The following is a 25072-nucleotide window of genomic DNA, read 5'->3' on the forward strand; positions in this document are numbered from 1 at the left end:
CCAAAGAAATCATTCCGAGCCGTTGGGCAGGGTATGGTAAAAAAGCAGAGCGGAACACCCACCGTGCTGGCGATTCAAGAGACGACTGACAATTAAGGACGAAGAAACAGATGCTGAAACTCAATAGAACGCGGTATTCCCTGACCTTACTCCAAATACTGGCAGTGTTTTCCCTGTTAATAGGGTTGGTCTTCTTCTACAGAGACCAAGTGACGGCGTTTTTCCAGACGACCCAGGCCGGGCAGCTGGGGCTGGCGCTGAACGGAGCGATCTTGCTGATCTTCCTGCTCGGACTGGTGCGTATGATTTTTATCTTCCTCGCCTATAGCCGCGAGCAGGATGTGCTGCAGCGATTTGTCAAGCGGGCAGGGGAGAACGTCTCCAACCCAGCCAATACCTTACCGGATTCCGCATTGGTGGTGAGGCGATACCGCGCCGTGCAGACCATTGCCAATCAGCTGGCGCCGGTCAACCAGGGGGCTTTGGCTGCAACCCTGGTCGCCGGTCAGCAGGCACAGTTCACCCTGGTGCGCTTCGTCAACAGCATTCTGATCTTGTCGGGTGTCCTGGGAACGGTCATTTCCCTGGCGGTGGCCCTGATGGGTGCAGCGGGGCTGATGAACTCCCCGGATAACATGAAAAATATGTGGGACATCATCGGCGGCATGTCCAACTCGCTGAGCACAACGGTCACCGCGATTGTCTGCTATGTGTTTTTCGCGTATTTCTATCTCCGATTACAAGATGCCCGCACCCAATTACTGGCTAACATCGAGGATGTGACCTCCCTCTACATCCTGCCGCGTTTCAAGTATACGGAGCACAACCTTCTCGGTGATGTGGCCCTGCTCACCGCTAGTTTACTCAAGGCAGCGGAAGGCATCACCCAGGTCCAGGATCGTTTCCTGCATGTGGGTGATCACCTGCAACTGGCGGTGAATGACTTACAAGCGGTGATAGCCCAGAGTGGGAACACTATCCTCGATATTCACGACTCGGTACGTGAAGGTTTTCGCCTGGAGAAGGAGGCCCCAAGGGCATGAACAGCGGTTTCCCGAATCTGAGCGGTGGGCAAGAAGATCTGGAGGAAAGTTTTTGGTCGTCGTTTAGCAACGTCATGATGGTCATCCTCAAAATTTTCCTGCTGGTCATCCTCATCATGGCTTTGAACAACCGCAATCTGCTGGACGATCTGAAAAACAACGTCCAGGCAAAGGAAGAGGCGCAGGAGGAAGCCAAGCTGGCTCTCAATCTGGCGCAGTCGAGCCTGAAAGCCAACGCCAGTCTTGAGGAGCAGCTGGCCTATTACCAGCAACGTTCCTCGTCCCTGGATCTGGAGCTGCTGCGCAGTCGGGCAGAAGCCGAGGGGGCCCGCAATCTCAGCAACAACCAAAAAGCAGAACTTACCCGCCTGCAAGCACTGAACAAAGAACAGGCCGATACTCTCGTCAATCGCAACAAAATCGTCGGCGAACTGCAAGGCAAGCTTACCGGGCTGGTGACTGAAAAGGAACGGACCCAAACCGAACTGGCTACGGCTCGCGATAACACTACCCGTATGGAAACGGAGCTGAGCAGTCTGCGTACCAAATACAATGAAAGTGATATCAAACTTTTAAGCCTGCAAGGTGAGTTCAGCGAGCTCGACAAGAAATATCAGAAGCTGCTCAAACCTGCCCGTTCTGCCAGCAATAAACAGGTGGTCGAGGTCCTCTACCAAAAGACCGGTTGCAGTTTGCGCAAGGCGGGGGAGGGCAGTTACCGCAATCTCGATCGAGCGTCGTTGGAAAACGAACTGGGAGCACTGAAAACCCAGTTTGGCAACGACCTCTATGTCAGAATCGTCATCCCCGACAATAGCGGTCTGTCCTACAGTGAGGCGTGGAGTTTCACTAACCAAATTTTGAGCCGGTATGACTATTATTACAACCTGTCTCCAAGCAGTGCGCCCGCCACCCCGGCGGGATCGCCGTCACCGTGAAGTGAGGAACCATCTTTTCACAGCGTTCCTTTTTTAGTGACGGTCATCTCACACTGGTCACAGTCAAAACCTAAAGTATAACTTCCTGTCTTGTCGGCAAGGGTCAGTGGTTCCTCGAATGTTTCAATTTTTCCTTTCGATTGGGGACATATACCTAACTGCGCTTTGATGCAATACTTGGTGGTCATCAATGCACAGCCTTTGACATCCGCTGCCCGAAGTCGAGTGGGGTCGATGTGTTGGACCCCGTGCCGCCGGTAAAACTCGGCTGCTTTTGCATTGGTGATGTTGTCTAGGTAGCCCACCTCTGGGACCGGCCAAGGATAGGCATTGGGGATGCGCTCTTTCGACTCAGGGGTACACGAGGTGAGTCTTGTCTCCAGATGGGTGGCAAAGGCTTTTCGGCGCAGGTCATTGAAGACAGCGGCGGGGAAAAACAGCTCACGAGAGAGCGTCAGAGAGACATCAGCCACTGAAAAGACCGTGCCGCCGCTTTTCCTTAGTTGTTTGTTAGCCACGGGTTCCAGGGTTCCCTCTCTTTCTGCCCTCTCTTTTGCGGCGATGATCGTCGTTTCCGAGACGATGCCATCCTCATCGATGATTTTCAACCACAGTCCATCGGCAGTTTCCTGTAATGTCATGTGAACGACGATTTTTCGGCAGAGCTCACTTTGGCCAAGGAGTTTCGAGAAGTGGGTGTCGGCATTGCGAAATATTTCCGTTCCTACAGCCAACAGCAACTGCGCGGTGCCATCTTTAGGGTATATTTTTTGGCCTTCAACACGATTTACTCGCACGCCAATCAGTCCGTTTTTCGGATGAAAAAAGCAGAGGCCGTCACCATTGTGGGCCGCATCCTCTCCCTCTAGAATAAAACACCTCGCCTCCACTGCCGCGACGCGGCCGAGTTTCTTGCCTATCGATTTGGGGGTGCGGATCTCTCCTACCACATTTCTTCGTTTATTGAGAAAGTAGTCGGTTTTTCCACGACTAAAGGACCGTGAAGGGTCCGGGGTAAAACCAAATTGGCACCGCCCCGACGACGCCCGCACCAAATCCGCTCGCGAATCGATAATCCGATCAAGGGCAAGCCTGTAAGCAGCGGTCACATTTTTTACATAGTGCTCATCTTTGAGACGACCTTCAATTTTTAACGAACTTATCCCCGCATCAATAAGTGGTTCAAGATGACTCGACAGATCCAGATCTTTCAGGCTGAGCAAATAGCGGTCTTTTTCGAGAACTCTCCCCGTGTTGTCCTGCAGGGTGTACTGATGACGGCAAAACTGGGCGCACTCCCCCCTGTTGGCACTCCGTCCGGCCATAACTTCACTGATATAACACTGGCCGCTATAAGAAACACACAGGGCCCCATGGACAAAAAACTCCAGCGCCACCGAGGTTGCAGAACGGATTTTTTGGATCTGGGCCAGACTCAGCTCCCGGGCGAGAACGATTTGGGTAAACCCCACATTTTCTAAAAATTGGATTTTTTCTACCGTCCGGTTGTTCATCTGGGTCGAACTATGCAGTGGAATAGGAGGGAGGTCTGATGCCAACAAACCAAAATCCTGCACAATAAGGGCATCCGCTCCAAGTCCATATAATTGATGACTTAGCTCCACTGCTTGATCAAGTTCATCATCATTTAAAAGCGTATTGAGTGCCACATAGACCTTCGCCCGAAACTGATGGGCATAGGTCACCAGTTTTTCTATATCGGCCAGATTGTTGGACGCAGCGGCGCGTGCGCCAAAGAGAGGGCCGCCAATATAGACGGCGTCCGCACCGTGATTAATGGCAGCAATGCCGCAAAGCAAATTTTTGGCAGGAGCCAGCAGTTCGATTTTTCGTGCAATCATGGATATCCTTCAAACCCAAATTCTTGTCTACCCCAGCCCGAACTCTGCCGGCCAAGCCTGGTAGCGTTTATTTAAGCAGTATAGTCATAAATTCAGCCCATAGCTGTTTGAGAATCCGGAACAATATTCTTTTTTCCTTTGTGATAAGGACATCCCCATCAGGCAAGCCGATGCATTAAGCACTCTCCCCGGTCTTGTGTGTAACGGTTAGGTGGAAAAAATTGCTACGTTTGTGATACACGCAACGAAAACTCTCCGCCCAATCGCCTGCCAGTACAGCATCAGGTATCATTTAACTCACCACAATAGCAATAAAAAATAATTTTGAAAGGCTCGTTGTCTTACGGGCATTGTACTTGCGTTAAAGAGGTGTAGGGAATGCACGTTGCACCTCCACCAGGACCACTAGGTTCTACTGAAGAAAAGATGGGTTGGACGCAAGCCCAGAGTGACGGAATCAATAACCAATCAAATTCACCACAAGGAGCGAGCGATGAACTGGAATACGGTGCAGGGAAACTGGAAGCAATTCAAGGGGACGGTTAAGGAAAAATGGGGCGACCTGACCGATGATCAACTGGACCAAATCAACGGGAAACGAGAGATCCTCGTTGGCCATATCCAGGAGAAATACGGGATCGAGCAGGAAGAGGCGGAAAAGCAGGTCAAGGAATGGGAGAAAAAACAGGGGTGATCGACAATGCAATCGCCCTCAAAAAATGAACGAACACCAACGTGACGTGAAATGACCTGGTCCAACGAACACCGGTTCATAACGGGCACAATTGTAATTGAACCATTTTAAAACAGGAGGCTGAATATGTCACTTGGCACAATAGCACTCGTAGTCTTGGTTCTTATCTTGGTGGGAGTACTCCCAACTTGGCCCCATAGCCGGTCCTGGGGGTATGCACCGGGCGGCACGGTCGGATTTGTACTTATTATTTTATTAATCCTGGTTTTACTGGGAAAAATTTAACTGTCAAAGGAGATTAATAATGAACGTTTCGTATAAAGGTATCTTTGTTGTTGTATTGCTGGCATCTGTTCTTGGGTTGAGTGCGTGCAAGCAAGAGGGCTCAGCTGAAAAGGCAGGGCAAAAGATTGATAAGGCGGTCGAACAAAGCGAGAAAAAGATTGATCAAGCAGCTGATAAAACCGGAAAAAAAATTGAGCAAGCCGGAGAGTATATGGATGATACCGCTCTTACAGCCAAGGTGAAGGCTGAAATAGCGAAGGATCCTTTGCTGAAAGTTTCTCAGATCACGGTGACCACCACAAAAGGTATCGTGCGGTTGAGCGGCGTTGTTGATACTAATCAGAGTATCGACAGAGCCTTGGAAATTACCCGTAATATCAAGGGTGTGCAAGCAACGGAAAACAGCCTGGTAGTGAAGAGTACCAACTAAGAGGTTGTGGCTTCATTGCCTACACCTTTGCAGGACTGCTGATACCGGCGTTGCCTCCTTCTCGACGAAGGAGGCAACGCTTGGCACAGTGTTCAGGTGCGGTTGCTGAAACAGGTTGCGGTGGGAATAGGTGTCTTCTCATGGAAAACCGAGAAGAGGAGTTCCTTATGAAACGAAAGACATTTGTTCTGTTTTTTCTGATAAGCGTCTGGTCATTGCCTGTCGGTTTCTCGGCGGCGGTCGATCAGTTGCCGGTCCAAAGATTAACCGTTGCCCGGGAACAAGATCGGATCTATGGCAGCCAATTTATGACCCACGAGGAGCGCGTCGAATATCATGCGAAGAAACGCGCCGCGAAAACGGAAGAGGAGCGAAAGCTCTTCCGCAAGGAATATTATCAACCTATGCTGGACCGAGCAAAAGCACGCGGTATAACGTCACCCGACGAACCACCTCTCAGTGAGGACGGTATGGATTTGGGATCTGGAGGTGGGGACATGCGGCAGGGTAGCAATCGTTGATTTCCCCTCTTTCCAATCTGTCTGAACAGATTTGACCATGGAGAATAGAATGCCTCATGAAGGGTGATTTCAAATGGGTTCCCATGCATTCTTTGCTCTGCCGACGCCCACCGCCTGCTTTTCATCCTTTGCTTTTTTCGAGATGAACTAACTTCCGCAATGCTCAGATTGTTCTGCGTCCTGTTCTTGACTCTTCAAGATATCGGTTTTCCGAAACGACGGAGTCAAGAACACAGGGGTTTTGAGAGAATGGCAAGCCTGGTTTGGCGCCGATCAAATCACGGTCGCCTCGCATGCATTCTCCAGTAGAAAGGAAAAGAAGGGAAATGACGAATCGAGTTTTAATTATTACCGCTGATTCCATGGACGCCGAGGCGTTGAAGAAGGTGCTCGTCCATACCAGAAACAATGAGTTTATCCTCGAATGGGTGACCCACCTATCCGAAGGGATTAACCGGCTGCGGGAAGGCGGTATAGATGCGATTATTGTCGATCTTGCACTACCCGACAGTCAGGGCATCGACACCTTTGACAGGCTGTTCGCCGCTGCGCCGCACACCCCGATCATGACGCTCAGTGCAGCGGATGACGAAACTTTGACAACAGCATCGGTGCAGCACGGCGCCCAAGGTTATCTCTCGAAAAGCAACCTGGATAACACCCTGGTGCCGCAATCGCTGCACAACCTTATCCAGCGCAAGGCGGTTGAAGAGACCTATTTCCTGGAAAAAGCACGGGCTGAAATAACCCTCAACTCGATCAGCGACGCGGTTATTGGCACCGACATGGCGGGCAATGTTGACTACCTTAACGTTGCCGCCGAAAGCATGACCGGCTGGTCGAGGGAGGCAGCGCGCGGGCGTCCCATCGGCGAGGTAATGCGGATCATCGATGGCGACACACGCGAATCAAAACCCAATCCGATTGAATTAGTGCTGAAGAACAACACCTCCATGGCCCTGACCGCAGGGACGGTTCTGTTGCACCGCGATGGCCGCGAAGCAGCGATCGAAGATTCCGTTGCACCGATCCATGATTGGGACGGCAAAATAACCGGCGCGGTGATCGTGTTCCACGATATCACCAACACCCAGGCGATGGCGTTGAAAATGGCTCACCTGGCGCAGCACGATTATCTGACCAATTTACCCAATCGTGTCCTATTGAATGACCGGGTTGCGCAGGCGATTTCCTTGGCAAAACGGCGAGGTACCCATCTCGCCGTGCTCTTTTTGGACCTGGATAATTTCAAGCAGGTCAACGATTCTCTCGGGCACGCGACCGGCGACAAATTGCTGCAGTCCGTTGCGGCCCGATTGTCTGCCTGCGTCCGCCATTCCGATACAGTCAGCCGTCAGGGGGGCGATGAATTCGTGGTCCTGGTAACCGAGGACAAGTTCGCGGAAAAGGCTGCCTTGGTGGCGGCGAACAAGATACACACTGCGATGGCAGAACCGCATATCGTCGACGGAAACGAACTGCATGTAACCACCAGTATCGGTATCAGCGTCTATCCTGCCGACGGGCAGGATGCGGAAACACTGATCAAGAACGCCGACACCGCCATGTATAGCGCCAAAGAGCAGGGCCGCAACAACACCCAGTATTTCAAAAACGACATGAATGTCCGCATGTTCGAGCGGCAAGCCATGGAAGCCCATTTACGGCGCGCACTCAAGCAGCAGGAATTTTTTTTGCAATACCAACCCACCATCAATCTGCAAACCGGCGCAATAACCGGTGCCGAGGCTTTGCTGCGCTGGAACCATCCTGAATGGGGCCTGGTCCTGCCCGGTCGATTTTTGCCAGTGGCTGAAAGTTGTCACCTGATGGTGCCGATCGGGCGATGGGTTCTACGGGAAGCCTGTACGCAGGGTAAAAGCTGGCAAGAAGCCGGACTAACCTTGACGTCCATATCGGTCAACATCTCTGCTTCAGAGTTTTGCTACAAGGATTTTGTTGAGGGCGTGCGTACAATCTTGTCCGAAACCGGACTGGACCCGTGTTGTTTGCAACTGGAACTGACTGAAAGCGTCTTGATGCGTGATGTTGAGTCCAGTGCCGAGATACTTCAGCAGCTTAAAAATATAGGGGTCCAATTGGCGGTGGATGATTTTGGCGCTGGATTTTCCAGTCTGCGATATATTTCTAGGTTTCCGATCGATGTCCTTAAAATAGACACCTTATTTGTGCATGACATTAGTTCTGCCAAGGGCAATGGCATTCTTGCCAGTGCGGTTATTGCTATGGCCACGAGCCTCAAGCAATTGGTGGTGGCCGAAGGCGTTGAGGATCAAGTGCAACGGGCTTTTCTCAAGGTCCAGCGTTGCGACGAGGGGCAAGGGTACCTCTTCAGCAGGCCGCTTGGTGCCGAACCTTTCACCTCGCTGCTCGCCGAAGGTCTCTCCAAAACGATTGTTCCTGAAGAGAGGTTGCCATCTACAAATTATCATTGGTTTGAAGGCGAGATCGTGTGACCAAGTTTTCCGGTGAGCCCAACAAAGAGAGGGCCCAATCACGGAAATGAAGGTGCGAAATGAAAATCAACCAAAGAGGCGCGCAATGAAAAAAGTACTTTTAGGGATACTCCTTCTGGCGTTGACGGCTCTCCTGCCTCATTCACTCAGGGCAGAAGTCCATTTGAGCATAGACTTTGCTGTACCGGAGCCTGTCATCTTTGCGTCTGCTCCGGAAGTGATAGTTCTGCCAGACACGAACAATGTGTACGTTGTTCCTGAGAGCGATTTCGACATATTTTTCTGGAATGGCTGGTGGTGGCGCCCATGGGAAGGGCGCTGGTATCGCTCACGCTCCTATAACCGTGGTTGGGGTTACTATAACAATGTTCCAAGCTTTTATTATGACGTGGACCCCGGCTGGAGAGACGCTTACAGAGACCGGAATTGGTCGGGCCATCGGTGGAACTATGAACGGATTCCTCATCAGCGGCTGCAGAGGGATTGGAAAAAATGGCATACCAATCAATACTGGCAAAGAAACAGAACCTGGGGTGTAGAGAGCTACCAACCCAAGCCGCAGCGCCAGAGAGAGGAAAACCGCTCCCATAGGCAAGAGCAATATCAACAACGGCCTGAGGTTCAGCAGCATCAGCAACTGATTCAAGAACACCAACAACAACCCGTGGCTCAGCGACAGCAAGGGCAGGTTCAGAAACCCAAAAAACAGCAGATCCAAGAACATCAGCAATCGCCCCAATCTCAGAGACAGCAACAAAAGATTCATAAATCCAAAAGACAGCCGCGCACCGAACCCAAGGAACAACAACAGATTCAAGAACAACAACAGCCTCAAGATCAACAGCATCAGCAACAGAAACCCCAACAAGAACACGGTCAAAATCGGGGTAAGAATCACCAGGGAAAATCACAACACTAACATTTCCAAGAAGAAAAAGATAAGGGGAGATCAAGGCCATCGAGGAGCAGAAGAGTGAAAAAGGATTGAATCCCGAACACGGCATGAGCAGCCGCCAAACTATTGTCATTCGCAGTTGCATTCAAGATGTCCTAGTCAGAAAGGGTGCTTCATGCGGTCACAACCCCTGGAACTGTCATTCCGAACGCATGTGAGGAATCTCGATATTTCTCCCGTTCGGTCGAAATGGCAAGCCGGAAAGTATCAATTTAAAAGCAAACCAGAAGAAGAAACGGTGATACGGCCTGGCGCGAATCCCATATATGGGGCGGGCGGGCCGTTTTTCTTTCATAACGTATTTACAACATATTGGGTCGGACTCATCAGCAGTGCGCAGTAACGATCCAAGAGGTAGCGTATGAAGGATCAGATAAAGTGAGGTGGTAACGCATCAACAAAACAAAATTTTGCTGATCTGCGCCACCAACTCCATCCGCCAATTGGATGCAGCCATGCTGTATCCGGGAAGATTTGATTGCATCATTCCTGTAGGTGGCTTAGACAAGGAGGGGAGGGCAACAATTCTTGAATATTATCTTGCCAAACTCAATACCGGCAATGTCAACGAGGACCGGATTGTTGCAATGACATCCGGATTCACGCCCGCAGATATTCAGTATCTGTTTCAGCAGGCAGCGCATTTCGCTTTTTGAGCAGGAACTTGCCAACAAAGAGGTGAAGAGGTGCCGATTATTGAGACAGGTGTATAAGCAATGAACCAACCTATTTTGCAAGGAGAAGTTCAATGTCAAACCCACCTCATCGTCCACGTCACAGCGCAGAATTTAAGGCCACAGTAGCCCTGGCCGCACTGTCGGAGTCCAAGACTCTGGCTGAACTGGCTACTGAGTACCGGGTTCACCCGACCCAGATCACCCGCTGGAAGCAGGATCTGACCAAGAACGCTTCTGAGCTTTTTGGCAAGGGCAAGAAGAAAGAAGTCAACCATGAGGCCGAAGTGGCCGAGCTCCACCGTCAGATCGGCAAGCTCAAGGTTGAGAACGATTTTTTAGCCAATCTGCCCGGTCTGAACTTGGCCGGGCGCAGAAACAACAGGTGATCGCTATGGGACATCCTGAAGTTTCTGTTCAGCGTTGCTGCCAGCTTTTCGGACTGCCTCGTTCCAACTATTACCGCGGCCTTGGCTTCGGTCTACGTGTTGGTGATTTGGAACTGATGGCCCGGATAGACAAACTCTATATTGAGCACCCCTGGATGGGGAGCCGTTCCTTTGCTGATCACCTCACAACTCCCGAACTCGTGGTGGGAAGAGGTCGTGTCCGTCGCTTAATGCGGGTCATGGGCATCGAGTCTTTAGCTCCCAAGCCGGGCACCAGCAGGCGACAGCCGAAGCATCCGGTCTATCCCTATCTGCTCCGGGGAGTGACCATTGACAGGCCCGATCAGGTGTGGGCGACTGACATCACCTACATCCCTATGGCTCGGGGTTTCATGTACCTGATCGCGATCATGGATTGGGCCACCAGAAAGGTTCTCGCCTGGCGACTATCCAACACTCTGGACACCAGATTTTGCGTTGAGGCTTTGAAAGAGGCTCTCTTTAAATATGGCGCTCCTGAGATATTCAATACTGATCAGGGGTGCCAATTCACCAGCGAAGCGTTCACCTCAGTCCTCAAGGCCTGGAACGTCAAAATCAGCATGGACGGCAAAGGACGATTCAAGGACAATATCTTTATCGAGCGACTTTGGCGCACCCTGAAATACGAAAGGATCTACCTGAAGTCATACGAAACGGGAACTGAGCTTGTCAAGGATCTGACTTCCTGGTTCGGCTGGTATAATGAGAAAAGAAAACATTCGTCACTTGACAAGCAGACTCCAAATGAGGCTTATTCAAAACGAATCGAACAATTGAGCAAGGCAGCCTGAGGCCTGTAACTGTATAATAAAAGCAACATTGCTTATTTCACACCTCAGGATGTCTCACAAACCCCGACCACCTCAAGGACGATCAGGTAACGGCGGAGACCTTTGTCGATACCTTGCCCAAAGTGCCGCCTTCCTTGAGCGATGAAGTGATTGACGAGTTTGAAAAGGACAGCGTGAGCTTTTCTCGAGTGTGAGTAAAGGCGTTGAAGTGTTGAAGTGTGTTGGTAGCGGTTTTTCCGCGCGCCCTTCCTCCCTTGATATCCACTGATCAGCAAGACAAGACGGTTCATTCAGTAAGGAGATCGCTATCTATGGCAGCAAAACAAAAACACAATAAAGCAACCGCTGAGGACGCACCCGGCGACGCCAAGACTCCCCAGGTGCAAAATAGCGGTATCGATGAGGCTGCAATGTCTGGGCCGGTCGAGGCGAGCGCAACCGGATTCCCCATCGTCGGTATCGGCGCTTCGGCTGGAGGGTTGGCGGCTTTCGAGTCTTTTTTCTCGGGCATGCCGGTTAATACAGAACCCGGCATGGCCTTTGTCCTAGTGCAGCATCTGGCACCGGATCACAAGAGCATGCTCACCGATCTGATCAAACGCTACACCCGGATGCAGGTCTACGAGGTGGAAGACGGCATGGTGGTCCGGCCTAACTGCACCTACATCATCCCGCCTAACCGGGACATGGCTTTTCTCGGCGGCACCCTCCAGCTGTTGGAGCCCTCTGCCCCCCGGGGTCAGCGTCTGCCCATCGATTATTTCTTCCGCTCACTGGCACAGGACCAGCACGAACGGGCTATTTGTATTGTCCTTTCCGGCACCGGCAGTGACGGCACCCTTGGTGTGCGGGCCGTCAAGAATGAAGGCGGCATGGTTATGGTGCAGAGTCCCGAATCCACCGAGCACGACGGCATGCCGCGCAGTGCCATCGCCACTGGCTTGGTGGACTTTCAGTTGTCACCCGCCGAGATGCCTGCCCAACTTATCAGCTATGCCGCCCATGCCTTTGGCAAATCGAAGAAAATTACCGCTGCCCCGCCGTCGAAAAACGAGAATGCGCTGAAGAAAATCTTTATCCTCCTCCGTGCCCAGACCGGGCACGATTTTTCCCAATACAAACCCAGTACCATCAACCGGCGGATCGAGCGGCGCATGGCGCTCCATCAGATTGAATCGATGGGTGATTACGTCAAATATGCGCAGCAGACACCCGTGGAGGTGGAATCCCTCTTTCGCGATCTCTTGATCGGCGTCACTCAATTTTTCCGCGATCCTCAGGCCTTTCAGGCGCTTGAAAAAAGAGTTATTCCGCAACTTTTTGCCGACAAGCCTGTTGGCGGCACGGTTCGCGTCTGGTCGCCGGGATGCGCCACCGGCGAGGAAGCCTATTCCCTCGCCATCCTGCTCGCCGAGCAGCAGGAACTGTTAAGGCATAATTGCAAGATTCAGGTCTTTGCCACCGATATTGACAGCCAGGCGATTGCCACGGCTCGCGCCGGGCTCTATCCAGCCAGCATCGCTGCCGACCTCTCGCCGGAACGATTGGCGCGGTTTTTCTCGGTCGAAGATGACAGCGGCACGCTTCGGATCCATAAAACCATCCGCGACATGCTGATCTTTTCCGAACAGGATGTGATTCGGGATCCGCCCTTTTCCCGGCTGGACCTGATTAGTTGCCGCAACCTCATGATTTATATGGGGGCTGACTTGCAGAAAAAGCTCATCCCTCTCTTTTACTACGCGCTCAATCCCGGCGGATTTCTTTTCCTGGGCACCTCCGAAACTGTTGGTGATTTCGGTACTCTTTTTGCGGCGCAGGATCGCAAAGCAAAGGTGTATCTGCGCAAAGATGCGCTGCAAGGGGCCTCCCGCGTTGGCCTAGGGAGTTTTCTGCCCCCCCAGATGGCGATGGATAGTGCGCTGCCACAAGTCGTCGGCAAGATGATGCCCCACAGAAAACTCACCTTGCGCGAATTGACCGAACAAGCACTGTTGCAAGAGGTTGTGCCGGCAGCCGCACTCGTCAATGGCCATGGCGATATCCACTACATTCACGGCCGTACCGGTATGTATCTCGAGCCGGCGGTGGGTGAGGTCGGCGTCTACAACATTTTAAAGATGGCGAGAGAGGGCTTGCGGCACGAATTGACCATATCCCTGCACAAGGTAGCTGCAGGCGCGGAGGTCGCCCGCTGCTGTGGTCTCCGGGTCAAAACCAACGGCAACTTTACGCCGGTCAATCTGACCGTTCGTCCGGTGGCGCCAAGTGCAATGCCGCTATCCGAGGCGCCCTTATACTTGGTTATTTTAGAAGAGGCGCTGGCCGGCGATCACGAACCGTCGACGCAGGGTGAGGTCAACACGAATACTTGTATTGTAGATACAGATGTGGACGTACGAGTTACCGCTCTTCAGCAAGAGTTGCGAGCCAAGAAAGAGTTTCTCCAGACAACCAACGAAGAATTGAAATCCTCCAATGAGGAAATGCAATCGATCAACGAGGAATTGCAATCAACCAATGAGGAGCTGGAAACATCGAAGGAAGAGTTGCAATCAGTCAACGAAGAGCTGGCCACGGTCAATGCTGAATTGCAAAATAAGGTGGTGGATCTGACGCGCGCCAACAACGATATGAATAATCTGCTGGCCGGGACCGGCATCGGCACAGTCTTTGTCGATCACCAACTGCGCATCCTGCGCTTCACCCCCACCGCAACCAAGATCATCAACCTGATCCAGAGCGACGTTGGGCGCCCCGTGGGCCATATCGTCTCCAACCTAGTGGGGTACGACACCTTGTTAGCAGACACGCAGGCTGTTTTAGAGACCTTGGTTTCCAAGGAAGTGGAAGTCCATTCCCAGGCAGGGATGTGGTACACCATGCGCATACTGCCCTACCGCACCCTGGAGAATGTGATCGAAGGCGCGGTCATCACCTTTACCGACATCACCGAGAGTAAACAAATGAAAGCGGCCCTGAGTGCGGCACAGACGCATTTGGCCGAGGCTATTGTCGCCACGGTCCGCGAACCGCTGCTGGTGCTGGATACCGACTTGCGTGTGATCACGGTGAATGCTGCTTTTTACAACACCTTCCATGTGACGCCCGAGGTTACCGTGGGACGATCACTCTTTGAATTGGGCAACCGTCAATGGGACATTCCCGCACTGCATACGCTCCTGGAAGATATTCTGTCCCGGGATACCGTGTTCAATGACTTTGCAGTGACGCATGAATTTGATAAAATAGGAACGTGTAGGCTTTTGCTGAATGCGCGGCGCATCTCCAAAGAACCTGGCCAGCCCGAGCTTATTTTGCTGGCGATTGAAGCAGGCCCCGAGAGCCCGTCGTTCCACCGTAACGACACCACCGCAGGAGAATGACCACCGCACCATTAAGGAGGTTTGGTCGTGGACAAGAACGATGATGTCCGGCCCAGCGTCACGGGCCAACTGCGCCAGCGGGCGGAGGAGAGAACCAACGCGAAAGCAGCGCCGGTGTCGGAGCAAATAGAGGTTCTCACGCCCGAAGAGATGCGGCAAATACTCCATGAACTTCAGGTGCATCAGATTGAGTTGGAGATACAAAATGAGGAACTGCGGCGCGCACAGGTGGAGCTGGACGTGGTTCGGGCACGTTATTTTGACCTCTATGATCTGGCGCCGGTGGGATATTGTACCGTCTCCGAAAAAGGCATGATCACGGAAGCCAACCTCACCGCCGCCACCTTGCTGGGGATAGACCGGGGTGCCTTGGTCGGGCAACCCATGAGCCGTTTTGTCCTGGCCGAGGATCGGGATATCTATTATCGCCATCTTCAGCAGTTGTTCGCGACGATGGTGCCGCAGGTGTGTCAATTACGCGTGCTGCGATCAGCCAATTCGCCTTTCTGGGCCCGGTTAGAAGCAACCGTGGGCCAGGAGAGCGAGAGTGGGCCACCCGACTGCCGGGTCGTGTTCAGCGATATTACCGAAAGCAAGCGGGCAGATGCAGCCCGTGCAAAGAGCAAACGAGTCGAAGCCGCCCTCGCCGAGAGCAAGCAGGCGGCGGCAGCACTTGCCGAAAGTGAACTCAAATACCGCACCTTGGCCGATTCCGGTCAAGCTCTCATCTGGACTGCCGGTCTGGACAAGCAATGCGATTACTTTAACCAGCCCTGGTTGGATTTCACCGGTCGCACCCTGGAACAGGAACAAGGCGAAGGCTGGCTTGAAGGCGTGCATCCGGAGGACCGGGATCGTTGCCTGCAGACCTATGTTGCCGCCTTTGACCAGCGCGAGAAGTTCAGCCTGGACTATCGCCTGCGTCATGCCAGCGGCGACTATCGATGGGTCCAGGACGACGGCACCCCGCGTTTTGACAGTGCAGGAAATTTTTTGGGGTACATCGGCCACTGCCTGGATATCACCGAGCGGAAGCAGGCCGAGGAAGAACGGGCAAAGCTGCAGGCACAATTGATCCAGGCCCAGAAGTTGGAAGCAGTGGGTCGTTTGGCAGGCGGGATAGCGCACGATTTCAATAACATGCTGGGTATTATCCTCGGCTATGCCGAGATTGTTCAGAAAAAACTGGATCCGGGCCAGTCTCTTTTTACCTATTTGGATCATATTCGAGAAGCCGCCGAACGCTCGGCGACGCTCACCGGGCAACTGTTGGCCTTTGCCCGCAAGCAGATTGTTACCCCCAGGGTCGTTGATCTCAACGTTTCTCTGGAAGGAATGATCAGGATGTTGCAGCGGCTCATCGGCGAGGATATTGATCTCGTCTGGTCGTGCAGCCCAGACTTATGGCCGATCAAAATCGATCCTTCGCAACTCGATCAGATTCTGGCCAATCTGTGTGTCAACTCCCGGGACGCCATCGCAGGTTTGGGCAAGGTTATTGTTGAAACTAAGAACGTCACCCTTGACGCTGCAATCTGTTCCGGTCACCTTGATTTCAAGCCCGGTGAATATGTGGCGCTGGTTGTCAGCGACGACGGCTGCGGCATGGATGAAGAGACGCAGGGAAAACTGTTCGAGCCTTTTTTCACGACCAAGGAAGTGGGGAAAGGGACGGGACTGGGTCTGGCCACGGTGCACGGTATTGTCAAACAGAATAACGGTTTCATCTATGTCTCCAGTGAGTTGGGGCAGGGGACAACTATCACCATCTATCTGCCCCGGCATCACGACAAGGCCGAGTTGTTGCAGCAGGAGGAGAAGCAACCTGTTCTTGAGGGCAGCGAAACCGTCCTCCTGGTGGAAGATGAGGTGAAAATTCTGAAAATGGTCACGATAATGTTACAAAGTCAAGGATATACCGTCCTCGCTGCGGCCACACCCGGCGAAGCCATCGATTTAACTGAAAAGCATACCGATGAGATTCATCTGCTGATGACCGATGTGATCATGCCCGAAATGAACGGACGCGACTTGGCCCGGCTCCTGCTTCTGTTGCGCCCTGGCCTCAAACTACTGTTCATGTCGGGCTACACCGCCGACATCATTGCCCTCCATGATGTATTTGAGGAGGGCATCAACTTCATCCGTAAACCGTTTTTGATGAAGGAATTGGCCAGCAAGGTGCGCGAGGTGTTGGACCAGGAATAGCCAAGGGGCATGGACATTGAGCACAGATATTTTTTCATACTGCAAGCTCTTTAAGAGCCGACAACTTCTTGATTTGTTAAAATTTAATTTGACCGATGCCCTAGAACACCATATAACAAAACAAGATCAAAAAATGAGCGCGATTCTATTAATCGTCCATTTTGAGAGGTCACAGCAAGGGGAGATGTTCAATGTTGGCAATTTGTGAAGATTGTTCAAAAAAATACAATATCGACGAGTCCAAGATGAAAGGGGACAGAGCCCGATTTTCCTGTCAGGAATGCGGCCATATCATTGTTGTGGTGAGAAAGGGGGCAGCTGATCGGTCAGATGAGAATCCCGCGACTCAACCCGCAGACAAATCCCGGCAATAACAATTTTTGTCTTATCCATCAGGACACTCCCTTGAAACAAGTGGCGTAGCTCGAGCTTATGCTTATTCCACGTGAAAAGCCCTGCCTGGAAGGCCTCAACAGCTATTATCTGCATCTTGAGAAATTTATCGAACACATGCAGGGAGAGATCGGATCCGGTGCTATCCATTGCCTGTCATCCAACCTCGAGATGGTTATTTATTTCAATGAATACGAGGTAATCAGCAGTCTCTTGCAGGAAAAAGGCGGAGCGGCCAACTTTGCCTCTTCCTCTGAAATAGCCAGGAGTTTCTTCTACAACTCCAGTTGCGCCGTCGCGGTGTATCAGCTTGACGCCCACGCCATTTTTTTCTGGGCGCAGATGCCTGCGTTTCAGCGGGCCAAGGCAGCCTTGAAGTCAACGGAAATCCCCCTGCCCGATCTTATCTTTCGCCTCAGGCAGAAGCAATTCTCCGGTTTTATCGACGTGCAGCTGGTGAAAAAAAATGATGGCGGTACCCTCTTTTTTAACGAGGGCAATAGGATCGGGGGGTCGTACACCTGGGGCAAAGGCGGCATGAGCACTTCCGACGAGGACTACAATTCCTTGATCAGTCGGGTGCAACTCAATGAGGGTATTTTCACCTTCGGCAGTTTCGTCAAAGAATAAATCAGTTCGTCTGTAACATGTTTTTCAGCTTTCCTTCCCAACTTCCGTGGGGGTAGGTGCCGCCACCACCGCCGACGGTTCCACCTTCTCCGCATCCCATCCTTTTCCCGCCAGTTGACCGCAAGCCGCTGAAATATCTTCACCCCGACTCTGACGAATAAAAACCGTAAAGTCCCGATCACGCAGGATTTTCTGGAAGCGAAGGACGCGCGCTGGCCCTGGGCTTTTATAAGTGCTGTCACCGGCCGGATTCACCGCCAGTAAATTGATTTTACAGGGGACTGTCAGCAGCAGATCCGCGAGTTTTTCCGCATCAGCATCGCTGTCGTTGATACCTTCGAGCAGAGTGTATTCAAACATGATCCGCTTGCGCCGCTTCTGTCGATAGGTGCGGCAGGCTTCGATTAATTCGGCCAGTGGGTAACGTTTGTTGATCGGCATCAAGCTGGTGCGGACGACATCATCGGCGGCATGCAGTGAAACCGCCAGGTTAACGTCAGTCTGGTCACCCAGCAACTGCATCTGCGGCACCAATCCGCAGGTGGAGACAGTAATGCGCCGGTTGGAAAAATCGAGCCCTCGTTGTTCGGTGAAGATAGAAATGGCGTCGATGAGGCGTTCGAAGTTCGCCAACGGTTCGCCCATGCCCATGAAGACAATATTGGTCAGGGAGCCCTTTTCATGGGCAAGTGCCCAATCCCGTACTGCGCAGACCTGATTGACAATTTCCGCCGTGGTCAGGTTGCGCCGGAACCCCATGGTCCCTGTCAGGCAGAACGTGCAGCCCATAGCGCACCCCACCTGCGAGGAGACGCAGAGGGTATTGCGGTCTTCTTCGGGGATCAGGACCGATTCGATGATCTCGCCGTCGTCGAGGCGAAAGGCGAACTTAACGGCGCCATCGCGCGAGCATTCCACCATCGAGTCGTTAAAACGGCTGATGAAGGCCGATTCTGCTAGCACTGCCCGGAATTCCTTGGCGAGATCGGTCATCTGGGCAAAATCGGTGATCCCTGGCTTGTAAATCCAGGCGAGGATCTGCCGTCCCCGAAAGGAGGGGTGTCCCAGGGATTCGACATAGCGTACCAATTGTTCCTGAGTGAGATTCTTGAGGTCGGTTTTCGGCTGATTAAGATTCATGCAAATATTGAATGATGCGTTGTATCGCTTTAAATTTAAGCAGTTTACTTCATGAGTTGTAGCCAGATGCAGCGCAGGGGTTACAGGCCTCGACAAGGCTCTGGTTTCAAGGGGACGAGGCCGGCAAGGGCTTGGTCGATAGTGGCCAGCATTACGTCCTTATCCTTGGGTAGCCTGCCGCTCAAGGCAAAGTAATTTGAGGCATGGTTGGCGTGAAACTGAGTCCGAAACGGAGCCAGGTCAGCCAGCAGGCGGCGCAACTCCTCAAAAAGCTGCACCGGGTTAGGGAGAATGAACCGACCAGCCCGTATCTGCCGGTACAATGGGGTGTTTTCAAGCGGCATCAGGGTGAGGACCGCAATTTGGTGCGGCTGCATCCGACTGAGCACCTCGGCTGTGGCTTGCGCATGTTCCTGGGAGAGAGTCGCTCCGGCAATGCCCAGAAGGCAGGTGACCGACAAAAAGATGCCCGCTGCCCGCACCAGCTGGCCAGCTGTGATCATCGCCTCGCTATCGACTCCCTTGGCGATGGCCGTGAGCGTCGGGTCATGACCGCTCTCCAGCCCCATGTACAAACGGCTCAGCCCCCATTGTTTGTAGCACCGAAGCTGCTCGTCGCTTTTTACCATGATGTTCTGGCAGGTGGCATAGGAACTCACCCGGCGAATCCAGGGCAGTTTTTCCCGGATGCGCAGGAGCAGTGTTGTTAATAAGGCGTGGGGCAGGGCAAGGGCATCGCCATCGGCGAGGAACAGGGTAGTGTGCCGCCCGCACCAGGTGGCGGCAAAATCGAGATCCGCCTCGATCTGCTTCCAGGGCTTAATCTGAAATGGCTTGTTACGATAAGCACCGCAGAAGGTGCAGCGGTTATGGGAACAACCGGTGGTGACTTGGAGGATAAGGGAAAAGGCCTCACTGGGGGGCCGGATGATGTCTCCTTGATAATCCACAGGCGAGCGGGGGCTCTGTCCATGACCAAACCGGCCACGGACAGAGCGCAGTCAAATATTATCCGTTTTTCTTGGAAAAATCGGCCATGAACTCGACCAGTTTCTCAACGCCTTCCTTGGGGAAGGCATTGTAGATCGAGGCACGGCAACCACCGACTGAGCGGTGTCCCTTTAGGCCGTCGAGACCGATTGCGGTGGCTTCGCGAATGAACTGGGCTTCGAGTTCCGGGGTCGGCAGGTTAAAGGTGACATTCATCAAAGAGCGGGATTCTTTCTCGGCATGGCCGCGATAAAAATCGGTACTGTCAATTCCTTCGTACAGCATGGCCGCTTTTTGACGATTGATTTTTTCAATGGCTGCAGCGCCGCCCATCTGTTTAAGCCAGTTCATCACCCGGCCAACACAGTAAATGGAGAAGCAGGGCGGGGTGTTGAACATGGAATCTTTTTCAGCATGGGTCTTGTATTTGAGCATGGTCGGCACCTTGTCGTCGACCAAGTCGAGCAGATCGTCGCGGATGATAACAACTGTCACCCCGGCCGGTCCCATATTCTTTTGCGCCCCGGCAAAAATCAGGCCAAACCTGCTGACATCGATCGGCCTGGAGAGGATATCCGAAGACATATCAGCAATCAGCATCGCATCCTTGTTAGGCATGGCCGGAAACTGGGTGCCGTAGATAGTGTTGTTGGTGACGAAGTAGAGATATTTACTGTCAGCGGCCACGGTGTATTCGTCATCGCGTGGGACCCGCTTGTAGGTGATGTCCTCGCTGGAATAGGCGACGTCGACCTTGCCGAAGAGCTTAGCTTCCTTGATCGCCTTTTTCGCCCACACACCGGTGTTGAGGTAGGTGGCCTTCTGGTCGTTTTTCAAGAGGTTCATTGGCACCATGAAAAACTGTGACGAGGCGCCGCCCTGGAGAAAAAGGACCTTGTAATTGCTCGGAATGCCCATGAGTTCCCGGATGAGTGCCTCGGTTTCGTCGGCTACGGCCATGAACTCTTTAGAACGATGGCTCAGCTCGATCAGGCCAATGCCTGTATTCTTGAAATTGACGATATCGGCTGCCGCCTCCTGAAGAACGGAATAGGGCAGGGTGCCGGGACCGGGGCTGAAATTAAAAATTCTCTCGGGCATAACTTTCTCCTTGGTACAGAGGTGGTATTGGTGAGTTTGTATTATCGGCGGATTTGCCGCAAGGCTTCATAGAGGACGATACCCGCAGCCATCGCCAGATTGAGGCTGCGGATATTGGAATTGCTCATGGGAATCGTTAGACAGCGGTCACTATACAGCGTGAGAATATCTTCCGGCAAGCCTTTTGTCTCCTTGCCAAAGATCAGTTTGTCCCCTGGTTTGAACGAGGCTTCCGTGTACGATCGCTTTGTTTTTGTGGTGATAAAATAGAGAAACTGTTCATCCTGCTGTTGCAGAAAGGCATCAAAACTCTGCCAGTAGTTGATACTGACATGCGGCCAGTAATCCAACCCGGCTCGCTTGAGATGCCTGTCGTCCACCTTGAACCCCAGAGGGTGTACCAGATCCAGGGTCGTGTCCGTTGCGCCGCATAAACGGGCGATAGATCCAGTGTTGGGGGGGATTTCCGGTTCCACCAAAACAATGTGTAAGTCAGATGCAGGCATGAACAAGGGCCATGGTAAAAAGGAAAGAAAAGTGTTCACGTATGTACCGAATATGGATTGAGGTTGCAAATTTAAAAATACGTCTTAGAATTTCTGCTCCGCTTTTGCAGTTGGTGATGGGTTTTTCAACTTCTGCCGGAATGCCTGCAGGAAACGAACTCGTTACAGAGTGGTCTTGATGACAGAGCTGGAAAGACCGGTTTTCCTCTCCCAGCACCCTTGTTCTCCTTTTTCTTCTTTTGCGGACACGATAATGGCGCTCATCGTTCAGAAGTTTGGTGGAACCTCTGTTGGTTCTACGGAAAAAATTACGGCTGTGGCCCAACGGGTTATCAAGAACCACAAGCAGGGGAACCGGATGGTCGTGGTTCTCTCGGCCATGTCTGGTGAAACAGACCGCTTGACCGGACTGGCGCTTGCTATGCAGCGTCTCCCCAGCGAACGGGAAATGGATATGCTGTTGGCAACTGGCGAGCAGGTGACCGTGTCCCTGTTTGCCATGGCCGTCAAAGATCAAGGGGGCGACGCTGTTTCCCTGCTCGGCGACCAGGTGGCCATTCATACCGACAACATGCATACCAAAGCCCGGATCCGCTCAATTGATTCGAACTTGATCAACAAACATCTTGACCAGGGGAAAATCGTCGTCATCGCCGGGTTTCAAGGCGTCACCGATGACGGGGATATCACCACGCTTGGCCGGGGCGGCTCTGACACCACCGCTGTGGCTCTTGCCGCAGCGTTGCAGGCCGATGCCTGCGAGATTTTCACTGATGTTGAGGGGGTCTACACAACCGATCCCAACATCTGCCCCCAGGCTCGAAAAATCGATTACATCAGTTACGACGAAATGCTGGAGCTTGCCAGTCTGGGAGCAAAAGTTTTGGATATTCGGTCTGTGGGGCTGGCAAAAAGGTTTCGTGTGCCCGTACATGTCCGTTCTACTTTTTCTGAAAACATTGGCACCTGGGTGGTTGAGGAGGACAAAATCATGGAATCCATGCTGGTATCCGGTATTACATACAGTAAGAATGAAGCTCGAATCACTATTAAAAAAGTTCCTGATCAGCCTGGAATTGCGGCTAAAATATTTCTTCCTATTTCCGATGCCGGCATCTTGGTCGACATGATCATCCAGAACACCCATGATGGCCGCTTGACGGACATGACCTTCACGGTGCTCCGTCGGGATTATGACCGGGCCATGGAAATCTTGCAAAATGTGGCCGAGGAGATCAAGGCGGAGGCGGTGACCGGTGATAAAGACATTGCCAAGGTTTCAGTTGTCGGCGTCGGCATGCGGAATCATCCCGGTATCGCCTCGACCATGTTTCAGATTCTGGCCAAAGAGGGCGTCAACATGATGATGGTGTCAACCTCGGAAATCAAGGTGTCTTGCGTCATTGCCGAGAAATATACGGAACTTGCCGTCAGAGCCTTGCACGACGCTTTTGCTTTGGACAAAGATAATTTGCCGTTGGAAGAGACAGAGTAAACAAATGACCCGAGTCATCGAACTGTACGACACCACCCTGCGGGATGGTACCCAGGCCGAGAATTTCAACCTTTCGGTCGACGATAAAATCAAGGTTTGTCGGCAACTGGACCGGATTGGCATTGATTTTATCGAAGGGGGCTGGCCCGGTTCCAACCCCCTGGCTGTTGATTTTTTCAAGCGGATGCAGGATGTCGAATTGAAACAGGCCAAGCTGGCTGCCTTTGGTTCGACCTGTCATTTTCAGAAAAGTCCGGAAAACGACACCAATATCCAGGCCTTGCTGGCGGCCCAAACTCCAGCGGTGACGATTTTCGGCAAAAGCTGGGATATCCATGTAATCGATGCGTTGCGGATCGAACTTGAAGACAACCTGCAGATTATTGAGGATTCTCTCGCTTATCTGCGCCCCCGGGTCCAGCATCTGATCTACGATGCCGAACATTTTTTTGACGGATTCAAAAACAATCGAGACTACTGCCTGGCGACTCTGGGCAAGGCCATTGCAGGTGGGGCAGAAACTATTGTTCTCTGCGATACTAATGGCGGCACTCTGCCGCACGAAATTCCTGAGATCATGCAGCGCGTGCAGCAGTATCGCGCTGAATTAGGCAGCGAAGTTCGTCTCGGCATCCATTCCCACAATGATTCTGAAACAGCAGTAGCTAATGCTTTGATGAGTGTGCATCTCGGTGCCAATCAGGTACAGGGCACCATTAACGGTTTTGGGGAACGGTGCGGCAACGCCAACCTGACCTCAATCATCCCGGCCCTGATCTTCAAAATGGGTTTGGAGTGCAAGGTAGGGAAGCGCATCGACCAATTATACACCACCGCGAGGCTGGTTAATGAGCTAGCCAATCTGCCGCACAACCGCTATCAGCCATATATCGGCGAGTCCGCCTTTGCCCATAAAGGCGGGATTCATGTCAGTGCCGTCCAGCGTAATCCCATGACCTATGAGCATATTGCCCCGGAGAAGGTGGGTAATGCTCGGCGCATACTGATTTCCGACCAGTCCGGCAAGGCCAATGTCCTGATGAAGGCGCAAAAATATGGTTTGGATATTGAGCAGAACGATCCGTTAATGGTCTCGATCGTCAACGAACTCAAGGACCTGGAAAATCAAGGCTATCAATACGAGGCAGCCGAAGCCAGTTTTGAGTTGCTGATGCGCCGGGCCCTTGGATTGCAGCGGAAATTTTTCCAGCCAGAGGCTTTCCGGGTGAGCAATTACAAGAATGACATGGCCAAAATCCCGATCACCGAGGCGACCATTCGCCTTTATGTCGATGACAACGAGGTACATACCGCCGCCATGGGCGATGGTCCGGTTAATGCCTTGGATCGGGCTCTGCGTAAGGCTCTGACCAGATTTTATCCTAGCTTAGAGGATATGGAGCTCACCGATTATAAAGTTCGGGTCTTGACTGGTGAGCATGGTACCGGAGCCAAGGTCCGGGTTCTGGTGGAGAGCAAAGATCTGGAAGACAGTTGGGGCACGGTTGGCGTTTCGGTGAACATTATCGAAGCGAGTTGGCAGGCACTGGTGGATAGCATTAACTATAAATTGATGAAAGATGAAAAAACCAGAGACTGATTCGGAGCACACTCTCGACGAGACTACCTGCAAGGACAAGCAAACGCTTGTCCTTTTTCTTTTGGGTTTATTTATCCTTTCCCTGCCTTATTTGTCGCCGGAGAGAGGGGTTGCGCCGCCGGTCTATAAGATTGCCCAGCAAAACGGTTCGAATCATTGGCAGGTTGTCAGCCTTACGGAGGCCATGCCTGGTAAAGAGGCCGCGAAGGAAAACATTGAGCAAGTTTCCGAACAAGTAGATGGATCTCACGTTTTTTACGAAAAAAATAACGGTAGCAACCTTCCGGCTGAGCTCGCTTTGTTTTTCAATCGGCCCTTGCCGATCAACAAAAGTCGGCCAGGGGATTTAGAGATGCTGCCAGGTATTGGTCCTCATTTAGCTTCGGTGATTATCGATGCATTAGAAAAGAAGGGAAGGTTCGCCGGCCCCGAGGATCTACTTAATATTCCAGGAATTGGACCCAAAATCTTGCAGCGCATTCTGCCCCTGATCAGTTTTAAAGAATGACAAGCTGCCCACCT

The 25072-nt window shown here is 52.3% G+C and carries 22 protein-coding genes; 17 read left to right on the forward strand and 5 right to left on the reverse strand.

Features of this window, described 5'->3' with window-relative positions:
• The first annotated feature begins 110 nt into the window (after positions 1-110).
• Complete coding sequence (locus ACHZCX_RS02865) at positions 111-1043, forward strand: hypothetical protein (RefSeq protein WP_319585730.1); 933 nt, start codon at positions 111-113, stop codon at positions 1041-1043.
• Positions 1040-1981 carry a hypothetical protein gene (locus tag ACHZCX_RS02870; RefSeq protein ID WP_319585731.1) on the forward strand — a complete coding sequence of 314 codons (942 nt, stop codon included), beginning with the start codon at positions 1040-1042 and terminating at the stop codon, positions 1979-1981. Before ACHZCX_RS02865 ends, ACHZCX_RS02870 begins: the two co-directional genes overlap by 4 nt.
• A gap of 17 nt (positions 1982-1998) precedes the next feature.
• Here ACHZCX_RS02870 and ACHZCX_RS02875 read toward each other — a convergent pair whose 3' ends face one another.
• Positions 1999-3843 (reverse strand): U32 family peptidase, encoded by a 1845-nt coding sequence (locus ACHZCX_RS02875; protein ID WP_319585732.1) that lies wholly within the window; start codon positions 3841-3843, stop codon positions 1999-2001.
• A 493-nt stretch (positions 3844-4336) separates the two neighbouring features.
• Here ACHZCX_RS02875 and ACHZCX_RS02880 point away from each other — a divergent pair, with 493 nt between their 5' ends.
• The 12 genes from ACHZCX_RS02880 to ACHZCX_RS02935 all read left to right on the forward strand — a co-directional run bounded on the left by ACHZCX_RS02880 (position 4337) and on the right by ACHZCX_RS02935 (position 17718).
• Positions 4337-4537 carry a CsbD family protein gene (locus tag ACHZCX_RS02880; protein WP_319585733.1) on the forward strand — a complete coding sequence of 67 codons (201 nt, stop codon included), beginning with the start codon at positions 4337-4339 and terminating at the stop codon, positions 4535-4537.
• A 126-nt stretch (positions 4538-4663) separates the two neighbouring features.
• Positions 4664-4822 (forward strand): DUF3309 family protein, encoded by a 159-nt coding sequence (locus ACHZCX_RS02885; RefSeq protein WP_394708740.1) that lies wholly within the window; start codon positions 4664-4666, stop codon positions 4820-4822.
• A 19-nt stretch (positions 4823-4841) separates the two neighbouring features.
• Positions 4842-5252 carry a BON domain-containing protein gene (locus ACHZCX_RS02890; RefSeq protein ID WP_319585734.1) on the forward strand — a complete coding sequence of 137 codons (411 nt, stop codon included), beginning with the start codon at positions 4842-4844 and terminating at the stop codon, positions 5250-5252.
• Positions 5253-5392: 140 nt separating this feature from the next.
• Complete coding sequence (locus tag ACHZCX_RS02895; protein ID WP_319585735.1) at positions 5393-5773, forward strand: hypothetical protein; 381 nt, start codon at positions 5393-5395, stop codon at positions 5771-5773.
• A gap of 326 nt (positions 5774-6099) precedes the next feature.
• Positions 6100-8250: an EAL domain-containing protein gene (locus ACHZCX_RS02900; RefSeq protein ID WP_319585736.1), complete on the forward strand. Its 2151-nt coding sequence runs from the start codon at positions 6100-6102 to the stop codon at positions 8248-8250.
• Between the two features lie 85 nt (positions 8251-8335).
• The gene (locus ACHZCX_RS02905; RefSeq protein WP_319585737.1) at positions 8336-9169 is read left to right on the forward strand and encodes a hypothetical protein; all 834 of its coding nucleotides are present in this window, start codon (positions 8336-8338) and stop codon (positions 9167-9169) included.
• A 419-nt stretch (positions 9170-9588) separates the two neighbouring features.
• On the forward strand, positions 9589-9861 hold the full coding sequence (locus ACHZCX_RS02910) for an ATP-binding protein (protein ID WP_319585738.1): 273 nt from the start codon (positions 9589-9591) through the stop codon (positions 9859-9861).
• Between the two features lie 92 nt (positions 9862-9953).
• A protein-coding gene (locus ACHZCX_RS02915; protein WP_319585211.1) for an IS3 family transposase occupies positions 9954-11101 on the forward strand; the annotation gives its coding sequence in 2 pieces (ribosomal slippage) (positions 9954-10212 and positions 10212-11101; 1149 coding nt in all).
• 311 nt (positions 11102-11412) lie between these two features.
• Positions 11413-14487, forward strand: a complete 3075-nt coding sequence (locus ACHZCX_RS02920; RefSeq protein ID WP_319585739.1) for a chemotaxis protein CheB — start codon at positions 11413-11415, stop codon at positions 14485-14487.
• Positions 14488-14514: 27 nt separating this feature from the next.
• Complete coding sequence (locus tag ACHZCX_RS02925; protein ID WP_319585740.1) at positions 14515-16695, forward strand: PAS domain S-box protein; 2181 nt, start codon at positions 14515-14517, stop codon at positions 16693-16695.
• Between the two features lie 191 nt (positions 16696-16886).
• On the forward strand, positions 16887-17069 hold the full coding sequence (locus tag ACHZCX_RS02930; protein WP_394708741.1) for a zinc-ribbon domain-containing protein: 183 nt from the start codon (positions 16887-16889) through the stop codon (positions 17067-17069).
• A gap of 58 nt (positions 17070-17127) precedes the next feature.
• Complete coding sequence (locus ACHZCX_RS02935) at positions 17128-17718, forward strand: hypothetical protein (RefSeq protein WP_319585741.1); 591 nt, start codon at positions 17128-17130, stop codon at positions 17716-17718.
• A gap of 24 nt (positions 17719-17742) precedes the next feature.
• On the opposite strand, the gene rlmN is transcribed toward ACHZCX_RS02935, so the two are convergent.
• The 4 genes from rlmN to ACHZCX_RS02955 form a co-directional block, all read right to left on the reverse strand.
• Positions 17743-18858 (reverse strand): 23S rRNA (adenine(2503)-C(2))-methyltransferase RlmN, encoded by a 1116-nt coding sequence (gene rlmN / locus ACHZCX_RS02940; protein WP_319585742.1) that lies wholly within the window; start codon positions 18856-18858, stop codon positions 17743-17745.
• An 80-nt stretch (positions 18859-18938) separates the two neighbouring features.
• Positions 18939-19808: a radical SAM protein gene (locus ACHZCX_RS02945; protein ID WP_319585743.1), complete on the reverse strand. Its 870-nt coding sequence runs from the start codon at positions 19806-19808 to the stop codon at positions 18939-18941.
• A gap of 58 nt (positions 19809-19866) precedes the next feature.
• Positions 19867-20949, reverse strand: coding sequence for a 3-phosphoserine/phosphohydroxythreonine transaminase (gene serC, locus ACHZCX_RS02950; protein WP_319585744.1), 1083 nt, complete (start codon positions 20947-20949; stop codon positions 19867-19869).
• Positions 20950-20990: 41 nt separating this feature from the next.
• Positions 20991-21455, reverse strand: a complete 465-nt coding sequence (locus ACHZCX_RS02955; RefSeq protein WP_319585745.1) for a tRNA (cytidine(34)-2'-O)-methyltransferase — start codon at positions 21453-21455, stop codon at positions 20991-20993.
• Between the two features lie 253 nt (positions 21456-21708).
• Between ACHZCX_RS02955 and ACHZCX_RS02960 the strand changes: the two genes are divergently transcribed.
• From ACHZCX_RS02960 to ACHZCX_RS02970, 3 genes are read left to right on the forward strand one after another with little or no spacing between them, the layout of a single operon-like run.
• A complete protein-coding gene (locus ACHZCX_RS02960; protein WP_319585746.1) occupies positions 21709-22950 on the forward strand; it encodes an aspartate kinase in 1242 nt (413 codons plus the stop codon).
• A 4-nt stretch (positions 22951-22954) separates the two neighbouring features.
• Positions 22955-24550, forward strand: a complete 1596-nt coding sequence (gene cimA / locus ACHZCX_RS02965; RefSeq protein ID WP_319585747.1) for a citramalate synthase — start codon at positions 22955-22957, stop codon at positions 24548-24550.
• Entirely contained in the window at positions 24531-25058 is a 528-nt protein-coding gene (locus ACHZCX_RS02970; RefSeq protein ID WP_319585748.1) for a helix-hairpin-helix domain-containing protein, read from the forward strand. The genes cimA and ACHZCX_RS02970 overlap by 20 nt, the downstream gene beginning before the upstream one ends.
• Positions 25059-25072 lie beyond the last annotated feature (14 nt).

This window comes from uncultured Desulfobulbus sp., from assembly GCF_963662935.2.
In the GTDB taxonomy this organism is placed as follows: Bacteria; Desulfobacterota; Desulfobulbia; order Desulfobulbales; family Desulfobulbaceae; genus Desulfobulbus.